General features: G+C 56.5%; 8 protein-coding genes. 4 read left to right on the forward strand and 4 right to left on the reverse strand.

Annotated elements, in window-relative coordinates; translation table 11 throughout:
- Positions 1-74: 74 nt before the first annotated feature.
- From IPI71_04830 to IPI71_04840, 3 genes are read left to right on the forward strand one after another with little or no spacing between them, the layout of a single operon-like run.
- On the forward strand, positions 75-1,310 hold the full coding sequence (locus tag IPI71_04830; GenBank protein ID QQR71813.1) for a 2,3-bisphosphoglycerate-independent phosphoglycerate mutase: 1,236 nt from the start codon (positions 75-77) through the stop codon (positions 1,308-1,310).
- Between the two features lie 5 nt (positions 1,311-1,315).
- Positions 1,316-2,176 carry a hypothetical protein gene (locus tag IPI71_04835; GenBank protein QQR71945.1) on the forward strand — a complete coding sequence of 287 codons (861 nt, stop codon included), beginning with the start codon at positions 1,316-1,318 and terminating at the stop codon, positions 2,174-2,176.
- 8 nt (positions 2,177-2,184) lie between these two features.
- Positions 2,185-2,688, forward strand: a complete 504-nt coding sequence (locus IPI71_04840) for a PH domain-containing protein (protein QQR71814.1) — start codon at positions 2,185-2,187, stop codon at positions 2,686-2,688.
- Positions 2,689-2,714: 26 nt separating this feature from the next.
- Here IPI71_04840 and IPI71_04845 read toward each other — a convergent pair whose 3' ends face one another.
- From IPI71_04845 to IPI71_04855, 3 genes are read right to left on the reverse strand one after another with little or no spacing between them, the layout of a single operon-like run.
- Positions 2,715-4,760: a DEAD/DEAH box helicase gene (locus tag IPI71_04845; protein QQR71815.1), complete on the reverse strand. Its 2,046-nt coding sequence runs from the start codon at positions 4,758-4,760 to the stop codon at positions 2,715-2,717.
- Entirely contained in the window at positions 4,757-5,566 is an 810-nt protein-coding gene (locus tag IPI71_04850; protein QQR71816.1) for a winged helix-turn-helix transcriptional regulator, read from the reverse strand. The genes IPI71_04845 and IPI71_04850 overlap by 4 nt, the downstream gene beginning before the upstream one ends.
- Positions 5,550-6,062, reverse strand: coding sequence for an ArsR family transcriptional regulator (locus IPI71_04855; protein ID QQR71817.1), 513 nt, complete (start codon positions 6,060-6,062; stop codon positions 5,550-5,552). Before IPI71_04855 ends, IPI71_04850 begins: the two co-directional genes overlap by 17 nt.
- A gap of 57 nt (positions 6,063-6,119) precedes the next feature.
- Between IPI71_04855 and hypF the strand changes: the two genes are divergently transcribed.
- Entirely contained in the window at positions 6,120-8,375 is a 2,256-nt protein-coding gene (gene hypF / locus IPI71_04860) for a carbamoyltransferase HypF (protein QQR71818.1), read from the forward strand.
- Here hypF and IPI71_04865 read toward each other — a convergent pair.
- A complete protein-coding gene (locus IPI71_04865; protein ID QQR71819.1) occupies positions 8,372-11,083 on the reverse strand; it encodes a PEGA domain-containing protein in 2,712 nt (903 codons plus the stop codon). The two genes, hypF and IPI71_04865, sit on opposite strands and share 4 nt — an antisense overlap.
- Positions 11,084-11,102 lie beyond the last annotated feature (19 nt).

Below are 11,102 nucleotides of genomic sequence, written 5' to 3' on the forward strand. Positions count from 1 at the left end.
TTCCAAGTATATCATCGGCACCATCTTCTGCCGAATGGTGAAGCATAATATCGTGCAGACCGTATCATTTCAGGATGACGGCTGAGAGGGTCCTGCTCCTGATCATTGATGGTGTTTCTGACCGGCCCTGCCCGGAACTTGGAAATCTAACGCCACTCCAGGCCGCACACACACCGGTCCTTGACCGGATTGCCGCTGAAGGGGTCTGCGGGATCATGGACACCATAGGTCCTGGCATCCGCCCTGGATCAGATACCTCGCACCTGAGCCTGCTCGGATATCCACCAAACGAGTTCTACACCGGTCGCGGCCCGCTCGAGGCGGTGGGGACCGGCATCCGGATGGAGCCGGGTATGATCGGCTTCCGGTGCAACTATGCCACGCTTGATGATGCCGGAAAGGTCAGCGACCGGAGGGCCGGGCGCATCAGCGATACTGCAGACCTGACCCGTGCAATCTCGGACGGAGTCAATCTCTCGGAATTCGGCATCGAGTTCCTGTTCAGGTCAGGGAAAGGTCACCGTGCCGCTCTCGCATTCCGGGGGCAGGACCTTGGATCATGCGTATCCTCAAACGATCCGAAACACGAGGGTGTCAGCCCCCCTCAGTTCAGACCGCTCAGCGATAGTCCTGCAGACCTGAAGACCGCTGAGGCGCTGAACTCCTTTGTCAGGCAGGCCGATGAAATCCTTGAAAGGCACCCTCTCAACCATGACCGGAAGGGCCGGGGACTTGCCCCGGCAACGACCATCCTTATTCGCGGTGCCGGTGAGATGGGCGCGTTTCCCTCCTTCAAAGAGCGGTATGGACTGTCTGGGAGCGTAATCGCCGCAGCAACCCTGATCAACGGGATCGGGAGCGCAGTGGGACTCCGCCGTGTACCCGTAGAAGGAGCAACGGGATCTGTGGATACCAATCTCCCGGGTAAGGTTGAAGCAGTACTGTCCGAACTTGAAACCCAGGATTTTGTCCTGTTCAACATCAAGGGTGCAGACGAGGCGGGGCATGACGGCGAGGCGCTGGTAAAAAGGGACTTTATCGAACGGGTTGATGCTGCCATCATGCCGTTCCTCTCAATCGAGGGTCTCCTAACCGTGGTCTGCGCTGATCACAGCACCCCCTGCAGCATCCGTGACCACAGTGCCGACCCGGTTCCGCTGGTCATCCGGGGCGATGGTGTGCGGATCGACGCTGTCAGGTCCTTTGATGAGATCACGTGTGCGCAGGGAGGACTCAACCGGATCACAGGATCGGCCCTGATGCCGGTAATCTGCGACCTGATCAACCGGGTGCAGAAATACGGGGCATGATACCAATGAGCGAGAACAACGCTTCAATTGCTGATATATTCGGGGTCGGTACGCTCGATCTCATCGAGCCTTCATTTGCTGACCTGCCCGATAACCGGTTCACCGCACTTCTCATGGAATGTGATGGCGACCAGGGAAGACTGCTCATTGACCAGGAGTCCGACCCAATCGCCGTCGCTGTTCATTCCATGGATGGCCGGTGGATTGCCGGGTGCTGCCACCTCAGGCGGCCGACAGCCTCACTCATCGCATTTTTCGAGGACATGGGGGGAGATATATACCAGGAGGAACGACAGGCCTGGGAAGAAGCCGTCAGGGAGTATTACAGCCTTCGTATCGCGGCGGAAGTGACACCTGCATTCGAGGATCTCAACCCGGAACGGACCGCACTGGTGCAGGAACTCCTCATGGAGAACCTGGGCCCGGGGAATGGGCAGACATGTCTCGATTTCTGCTGTGGCTCCGGCCTTGGTTCAGCGGTGCTCAGGGGCATGGGCTACCGCATCTTGTCCTGCGATATCGATCTCAGTCTCCTCTCGCTGGGATTCTCCACCGGGAGACTGGTTCCCCGGGAGACCATGCACATCGATGCAACACTTGCCCATCACTATATCGGCAGGGCCGGGATCGGTCTTGGTTTGATGTTTGGCGAGATCAATGAATTTAACGCTGATACCTGGGAAATACTCACCCGTGAGCTGGTGATGCTCACCGACCGGTGCCTGATAACGGTTGGAAAGGAGGCCGAAGCAAACCGTATCTTGGCATGGGCTCAAGCGTGTGACCGGACTGTTGAGATTTCTGAAAATACCCGTGATCCCATCTATGACCGGTGGGTATGCACCATCAAAGGGGAGAGCGGGTAGCTCCACGTATGCCACCACAGAGTACTATTCCTTCGATTGAAATCAAACCCCACCGGAACCTACGAAGCCTGTACCTCACCTATCTCCTCATCGCTGTCTGGGCTGGTGTTTTCCCCTGGCTGATCCCGGCGAGTCTATTTCTTTCTCCGGTCATGGTTCTCATGTTTACCATTCCCATCCTTCTCATGGTGATCGTTACCGTCCTGTGGACTGGTGCATACTACCGCACCATCATCTTCCGGTTGACCGAAGAGGGGATCAGCTTGGAACGGGGTGTATGGCATCGCCATGCGGGCACCATCCCCTACGACAGGATCAGCAACATCGAGATCGTCCAGGGCCCACTGTCGCGTCTCCTGGGGATCTCGCTTCTTAAGGTCCGGACTGAAGAGTTCTGCGGCGGGAAGATGGTGAACTCCGAACTGAAGATCAACGGTCTTACCGATGCAGGATCGCTGAAAAACGCTATCAAGGAACGTATGAGAAACCCGGGACGGGAAGAGCGACCGTAAGCGACAGACGATTGGTGGATTAACCCTCACCGGCGTCTCTTTTTTACCCTTTTTTCCCGGTCTTGTTCCCTGGAACTGCACTCGAGCTCGGTAAGGATATCGAGGGGGTCATCGGTCTTCTGGGTCAGTGCCAGAATTTCCGTCAGTCGTTCTACCCCGATGAAATGCTCGGCCATGATCCGGGCCATGTCAGACAATTCGATCCGGCCTTCAGATCTCACGGCCAGGCCGCGTTCGATGAGGACGGGAAGCACAGGCTCGAGTGTTCCCACCATGCTGGAGCAGATGCGGTCAAGATCTCTTTCGTTTCCGTTGCAGACAACGGCGTTGGCAGCGAACTCTTCGGAGCTTGCCTCGAGATCATGTTCGGGCGCCACCTCCTCCATCTCTCCTTTCAGGAGACGCATCGCGACCTCCTCCTCGGTATGGGGAGAATTGCGCACATAGCTTGCCCCTGGTTCGGCGAGGATTACCACTTTGCCGAGGTCATGGTAGTCCGGTCTCCCTGCCCGTCCGGCCATCTGGCTGAACTCCTGGACCGAAAGCCACGAGATCCCCATGGCCAGGGAGTCGAAGATGACCTGGGAGGCAGGAAAATCCACGCCTGCACCCAGTGCCGCGGTGGTGACCACGGCCTTCAATTTCCCGGAAAGAAAGAGTGCCTCGGCAGATCGCCGTTCCTGGGAGGTAAGTCCTGCGTGATAAACACCGTAGGATGGACCGAGCGCCTCGGCAATCACGTGGCAGCGTGCCCGTGAATGGGTGAAGACAATGGTCTGCCCATGAAATCCTTTGGAGGAGACATTTCGGAACTCCTCCTCGCAGAGCCGCTTGATGGTCGGGATCTTCTGCTTGTGCTCAAGAAAGAGGAGGTATCGTTCAAGGGCAACCGGCCGTTCATCGTAACGTACCAAAGTTGCCCCGAGTTTCTTGGCAAGAATTTTCGGGAGACCTATGGTTGCACTCAGGTACAGGAACTGGGCTTTTGGGGCCAGGAACTTGAGGCGGGCGATAAGCCCGTCAAGGCGGTGACCGCGATCACTGTCTTCGAGCATCTGGACTTCATCGATGACCACCGTTCCCACTTTCTTTAGCTTCTTCCCGGACCGGATGAGGTGATCGATTCCCTCGTAAGTAGCTACGATGACCGGCGCTCCGGTGTTCCGGTCTCCTACAGGGCGGTTCTCGGGCAGGTTGATCCTGTTCCTGCCGATCAGGATTCCAACCCCGGTGATCTCCCCGTAGCGCTCAAGGAACCGCTGGTATTTCTGCACGGCTAGTGCAACCAGCGGCACCAGGAAAATCATCTGTCCCCGCCCTTCGAGGAGGTTCTTGAGACCTGCCATCTCACCGATAAAGGTCTTCCCGCTTGCGGTTGCCGATACGACCAGGAGATCCTTTCCAAACAGCAGACCTGCTTCAACCGCCAGCTGCTGGGCAGGCATGAGTGTCTCTACGCCCGACACATCGACAAAGTTCCGGGGAAGCGGAAGCTCCTCGAGGCGTGCGGTCTTCTGGATCGGGTGTGCTTCAAGCCGGTCAAACAGGGTCTGGCGCATCCGGATATTCTCAGGCTGGATACTAGCCAGCACCTTGTCCACGTCCCGGTATTTCTGGATCAGGGCTTCCATGTGAGACATCGCCCTTTGGCCGATGCGCCCCATGTGGGCCAGTTCACGGCGGAGTTCCCGTTTCGCACAACCGGGACAGATCGATTCGGATTCCCCGTACCGTACCGCGGTTGCGGGGTTCAGGGGAGTGATTCGTTCTTCAAGAAGGCAGATCCTGCAGAGGTCAACTGTATCAAACGGTATCTGGAGATCAGAGAGGAATGCCTCGACCAGGTCATCGTGCCCGGTGAGAAACAGGTCTGATTTCCGGAGTGATGCGATGAGGTCACGGGTAGGGGTATTCCGGAACTGGCTCCGGCCCCCCCACCGGAGCCGGTACTGGACCGGCCTGACTCCCTTTTGTGTTCTGGCGAAATCTGCAAACCCTGTTCCCCGGACATGCTGGTTTTCGAGAAAAAGGATCTTATAATTCCCTTTCTGGGGATGGATGATGACTCTCATGCGCCGGAAAGATCATGGATCTGGTAGGGTAGCCCGGCTTCTTCAAGCCGTTTGAGAAAATCGGTGAATTCCTCATCAACGATGATGATAACACACTCGATTCCGTGAAAGGCCGCCTCGATCACCCCTTCCCGGGATCCAAAAAACATGTCCGGTATAAGCCCAGCTTCCTGGAGGGCAACGTATGCCTCAAGCCCGACTGCGGCGACCATTCCGGCCCGGGAGGTCACCTCTCGCACCAGATCGGGGCTGACACTTCGTGATCCGCCCCGCTGGATTCTTGGAACCTTGCATACGTGGACCGTCCCTTCAGTGTGATCGATAATTCCGGCCAGGCGGGCGACACCGACATCCTCTCCCTTCCGGGAATCCCTGATGACCGTTCCCATCGCGCTCCGTTGCTCCCGAGCCGCAAAGAGCAGCCCGTCCTTCATGTACACCCCGACCTGATCTCCTTCATGCAGGTCTTCTGCGGCGAGCGCAGTCCAGGTCGAGACCTGCTGGATGATATCTTTCCTGATATGCCGGGCATAGCTTTCAAGAGCTTCAGCATGGTTCAGTACCCATTCGATGCCTTTCCGGGTTACTCCGTACCTGCCGCGCCCGTGGGCAGTGACCATGCTGTCATCCGCCAGCTCGCGGATATACTCTGACACTGCCTGGGGGGTGACTCCCAGCTTTTCGGCAATCTCCTGCTGGCGGATGGATGGCTGATGCTCGGCGATCTCCACCAGGATCTGGAACCGCGTTACCTCGCGTTTGCTGCGGAGGATCGAGTAGAGGGGATCATTACTGGCTTCGGTCAAGCAGCACCAGCCCCTGTCCTTTCACGTCCAGGTGGGGGATACGCTTTGCGAGGCCTTTGATGAAAACCGGGCTGACGCCAAATTTGCGTGCTATATCGTTGATCGAGGTATTGCCGTTGGAGAGTTCGTCTTCGATCTTTTCGACCATCTCCCTGAGGTGCTCCTCGTTAGAACTCGCAATGTAAAGAAGATCGGAGAGATCTGAAAAGTTGCACTGGAAGTTGGCCCGAAATTTATTATAGGTTGCACGAAATTCCCTGACCGGCCGTTCCCCTGGTTCCGGCATCCGCCACTGCTCTTCTATCAGGTTACCCTTTTTCAGGATGGTTATGCAGTGGCCCACTCCGGCATCACTCAGCTGTTCAGACAATTCTTCCTCAGTCATCCAGGAACGGTTGAGGAGATCGTAGACTTGCTTGTAGCAGCTGTTGTTGAACGTGATTAAGAGGGGGACTAATTCCACCGGATCATTAACTATCCTGATATGACCAGTCAATAGTAAAACCCTATGATTATATGCCCTAATAAACCAATAAAGTTTTGTAGAGACCAGATGCGCCGCAGCGGCATGATAATCATCCGTGGAATCGTCCAGGGCGTCGGTTTTCGTCCCTTTGTTTACAGGAAGGCCAGAGAACATGGCATCTCCGGATGGGTCAAGAACCTCGGAAGCGAGGTCAGGATCCTGGCTGAAGGAGACCATTTCGAGGACTTTCTCCATGAAGTTTCCCGTGGAACGCCCCTCTCCTGTATCGACAGCATCGAAGTGTTCCCTTCCCATGAGCCCACCGGCCAGGGTTTCGTTATCCTCCCGAGCAGCAGCGGTGCCCTTTCAGGGATGATTCCCCCGGATATCGCCACCTGTGCGGAGTGTATTGCCGACATCATGTGTCCAGGCGGCAGGTACGAAGGGTACTGGGCTACCTCGTGTGTCAACTGCGGACCCCGCTACAGTATCATCTCCGAGCTCCCTTACGACCGGGAGAGGACGTCCATGAAACGGTTCCCTCCCTGCCCGGCATGCGATGGGGAGTATCACGATCCATCCTGCAGGAGGCACCATGCCCAGACCATTGCCTGCTCCGACTGCGGACCCAGGCTGCGTCTCTTTGACCGGGCCGGAAATGATGTGGCGTGCGGCGATATCATCAGGGAGACCGCCATGCTGCTGGATACCGGCTCGATCGTTGCCATCCGGGGTATCGGCGGTTTTCACATTGCATGCATCGAAGAGTCTGCCAGGGAACTGAAGAGCAGGATCGGGCGGTCAGAACAACCGTTTGCGGTCATGGTCAGGCATGACAGTATCGACCGGATCGCGAGGGTCGATGCCGCAGACCGCCTGAGACTGGAGAGCCTGGAGCGGCCTATCGTGGTACTCGAAAAACGGGACGCATCGGCACACAAGGACATCAGCAACCTCCACACCATCGGCTGCATGTTCCCGTACACAGGGCTCCATCACCTCCTCTTCTCATACCTGGAACACCCGTTGCTCGTCATGACCAGCGCCAATATGCCGGGATACCCGATGATCACTGACATCGACCTGGCCATGGCAACGCTGAACCGGGATGTCGATTTCTTTCTCACCCATGACCGGCGCATCGTGAACCGGTGCGACGATTCGGTTGTCAGGGACGGATATATCATCAGGCTGTCCCGGGGGATGGCCCCAAAACGCATCGCAATCGACCTCGGGCCATCAACGATCCTCGCCGTCGGTCCTGAGCTGAATTCCAACAGCACGTTCTACAGGAACGGGTTCTGCACCATCTCCCCCCATATCGGGAATGTCAGGAACCCGCGAACATTCGAATACCTCAAAGAGACCATCGCGAACCTGGGGCGACTGCTGGGTGCCCGATCCGACACCATCGCCCATGATGCGCACCCCCAGTTCCTCTCCACCCGGTATGCCAGGGAGCTTGCAGAAGCATATGGTGCGAGCCTTGTTCCCGTCCAGCACCACCGGGCCCATGTCGCAGCTTCCACGACCAGGCCCTGCATCGGTATCACCATCGATGGAGTTGGATACGGTGATGATGGTAATGTCTGGGGCGGGGAGGTATTTGCCGGACAGGTCCCTGATCTCGAACGCGTGGCACACCTGGAAACAGTCCCGATGCCCGGGGGAGACTTCGCAACAACCTATCCGGAGCGGATGCTCTATGGTATTCTCCCCGAGGGGGGTGTGCAGGAAATCCTTGCCTCCCGGGGTTGGACAGATGTCGAGCTCGACATCCTCAAGATCCAGCTCGCTCAGGGCCTGAACGTGGCAAAGACCAGCAGCACAGGACGTGTCCTCGATGCAGTATCCGCACTCCTCGGGGTTTGCCGGGAGAAGACCTACGATGGAGAGCCGGCTATGAAACTCGAGTCCGCTGCTGTCCCCGGCAAAATGAGGCCATGGGACCTTGCCTACGCCCGGGAGGGGTCCTGTGAAACCCTCCTGACAAAAACCCTCTGCCGGCGTGCCCTGAAAGAATACCAGCTCTTACGGGATCAGGGGTCACGTGATATCGCGGATATTGCAGCATCGTTCCAGTACAACCTCGCACGGGGTATTGCCGGTCTTGCGGTCCATGCTGCCCATGACCGTGACCTTGGCCTGGTGATCCTTTCAGGAGGAGTTGCTTACAACCGTGCAATCAGGGAGACTATAGCCGGCCAGGTCAGGGCTGCCGGGCTCGACTTCCTGATCAATGCCGATCTCCCGCTCGGCGACGGGTGTATCTCCTTTGGGCAGTGTGTCTATGCAGGACTTCTGGAAAACGAAATGGATCCCTATTCCAAAAAAATGGATTAGAAGAAGGCGGAAACAATACCGCGTATGTCCGGAACCATGATGATCACCTGGGTACTGACTTCCCCTGCAACTACATCGAAGGGACGGACTTCATCCAGGTACTTGTCACGACTTACCTTGAGAACGTGGGAGCCCGGAGCCAGCATGCTGTAGATGCCCGGCGTTGTCCCCCGATGGACACCATCAATGGAGACGGAACATCCTAAGGGAGTCGTGTATACGAACAGACCCCCGGTTACTGGTCCGGGATACGGCGGGATGACCGGGGTGGTTGTTGGAGGAAGGGTGGTTGGAAGCGGGGTCGGGGTGGGCAGGGGTGTCGGTGCGGCTGTTGGTTGGGGAGTCGGGGTAACCGGGGGAACGCCTGTCGGTTCAAGGGTAACTTTGTCAACGACCGTCGGCCTTGCAGCGTTTATGTTCACCGGGATACTTACCTGCTTGTAGCCGGGTTTGAACAGGGTCACATTCCGTGTTCCGGCCTGGACATTGCTTATTACTTCACCGGAAATACCCCTCTCTTTTCCGTCAATGAAGACCGTTGCGATGGGATCGGAAGTTATCAGCAACCCCCCTGTCCCGCCTTTCGTTGTCGTTGGAATGGGAGTAGGGGTTGGGGTGAGGGTGGGGGTGGGGGTACGTGCCGGGGCTGGTTCGAGGATTGCATCCACCACCGTTGTCTCGCCGGCAGTTACATTGAACGGCTCCTCCCAGGTCTGATACCCATCCATTTCCATCCTCACGAGATACAACCCGGGATCGAGATTATAAATGAGGAGAGGCGTTGATGATACCTGCATGACACCATTCAGGTAAACGCTGGCACCCGGAGGCGATGAGTCGATGTCCAGGTTTCCGGTCGTGGGAAGCGGGATGAGGGTCTTGTTTACAGATACCGTCTGGTTGGGCAATACTGCAATCGCTATCTCAAATACCTTATACCCCTCTTTCTCGATACGGACCGTCTTCAGTCCCGGCTCAACATCGGTAATGAGGATTTTTGTCAACCCCACAAGATTTCCGTCAAGGTAGACGTTTGCATCGCGGGGAACAGAATCCACCTCAACCGAACCTGTTGTTGGAGGTGGCTCCGGAGTAAGAGCAGCGATAACCGTCGTAATCCCTCCAGCGGTTACCGTAATCTCCTTCTCATACGGCAGATATCCGGTCTTCTCGATCCGGACTATGTGCGGACCAGGTATAACATCAAGGATTACCGTCGGAGTGCTGTCTTTGGGTTCACCGTCAAGGTACACGGCGGCCCCCTGTGGATCCGATTCCACAGTGATTGAGCCGGTGGTGGGTGGAACCAGGGCGAGTTCCGCAAAGACCGTGGTTGTCTCGTTTGCAAATACGATGACAGGTTCTTCCCATACCACATATCCTGTTTTTTCCAGGCGGAGGGTATGGATACCACTGCTTACATCGTGGATTGTCCGGGGCGTTGTCTGCTTGAACACTCCGTCCAGCGTGATATTTGCGCCCGTGGGGTTTGACTCAACGTATATGGTTCCATTCACGATAACTGGGGGGACCGGTTCAAGATGAGCGGCGACATAGGTGGTCTCCCCGGCTGTCACCTCAATAGGGGAACTGAAGGGCAGATATCCGGCAATCTCTACCCGGATGGTATGAATTCCCTGGGTAACGCCCGTGATTTCCAGCGGTGTAGTCCCTTGGGAAACCATGTCGAGTTTGACTTCGGCTCCAGATGGACTGGAAGTGACGTTCACCGTTCCTGTTGTCGGAGGCTGGGGGATCGCAGTCAGACCCACATTTACCACGGTGGTCCCTCCTGCAACCACTCCGATTGTGTCTTCCCAGGGGAAATAACCTGCTTTTTCTACCCGAACGGTATGGAGTTCCGCCGAAACATTGGGTATGGTCAGGTTCGTCATCCCCCGATACGCTCCATCAACCTTGACATCCGCACTGCTGGGGTTCGACTGGACCACCAGGGTCCCGGTTGTCGGGGTGGGGGGGATCTCGGTAAGGGAAATTGTTACCGGGTTCGTGATCCCAGCAGTAACCGTAACCAGGTTTTCTGAAGGATAATATCCTGGCTTTTCGACCTTGAGGGTATGGTCACCGGCGGTGACGTTGGGAATTGTCAGGGGACTGGATCCCTTATAATTCCCATCAAGCCAGACCCCTGCACCGGCAGGGTTCGTCTCGACATGCAGCGTTCCATTGGTTACCGGTGGCGGTGTGCTGCCGATGGTGATGGTCCCGTTCTGGACCGTTGCCTGGATCGGCGTACCATTTGGGTCTGAAATCTTTTTGAGGATAACATTCAGCCCGGTTATTCCATTATTGTCACCCCTTATGGTGAGGGTGGCAAGTTCCAGATTGGAGAGCGGGCTATGGTTAACCTCGAGTTTCATGACCGTGATATCAACGGTATCCCGCATCACCGGAACGACTTTCCCGGGACCCAGGATGTCAACTCCGTCAATCTCACTGAGTTCTGCCCAGTGAGGGGTCGTCACCGCAACGATCTCTGCTTTTGAGGGATCGCCCAACGATACCGTTATCTTGAAACCCGAGATCCCGTTCGGGAGTGAATCGGCAACAATAGTGAAATTTCCTGTTGTTCCGGTTGCGGGGATCGTTCCGGTTTCAGCAATAAGTGTTGTTGCCGATACCGCGCTCATGAGAGCACAGAGCAGTATTAAAGCCAGAGTGAACGCGAATTTTCGATTTGCTGTCATAGGCTCCTCCTGATTTCTC

It is taken from the genome of Methanolinea sp. (genome assembly GCA_016699325.1).
In the GTDB taxonomy this organism is placed as follows: Archaea; Halobacteriota; Methanomicrobia; order Methanomicrobiales; family Methanospirillaceae; genus UBA9949.

Bases quoted from the DNA above. Each gene is read 5' to 3' on its own strand.
- IPI71_04845 (QQR71815.1), bottom strand. From the start codon at position 4,760: ATGAGAGTCATCATCCATCCCCAGAAAGGGAATTATAAGATCCTTTTT.
- IPI71_04840 (QQR71814.1), top strand. From the start codon at position 2,185: ATGCCACCACAGAGTACTATTCCTTCGATTGAAATCAAACCCCACCGG.
- IPI71_04835 (QQR71945.1), top strand. From the start codon at position 1,316: ATGAGCGAGAACAACGCTTCAATTGCTGATATATTCGGGGTCGGTACG.
- hypF (QQR71818.1), top strand. From the start codon at position 6,120: ATGCGCCGCAGCGGCATGATAATCATCCGTGGAATCGTCCAGGGCGTC.
- IPI71_04830 (QQR71813.1), top strand. From the start codon at position 75: ATGACGGCTGAGAGGGTCCTGCTCCTGATCATTGATGGTGTTTCTGAC.
- IPI71_04865 (QQR71819.1), bottom strand. From the start codon at position 11,083: ATGACAGCAAATCGAAAATTCGCGTTCACTCTGGCTTTAATACTGCTC.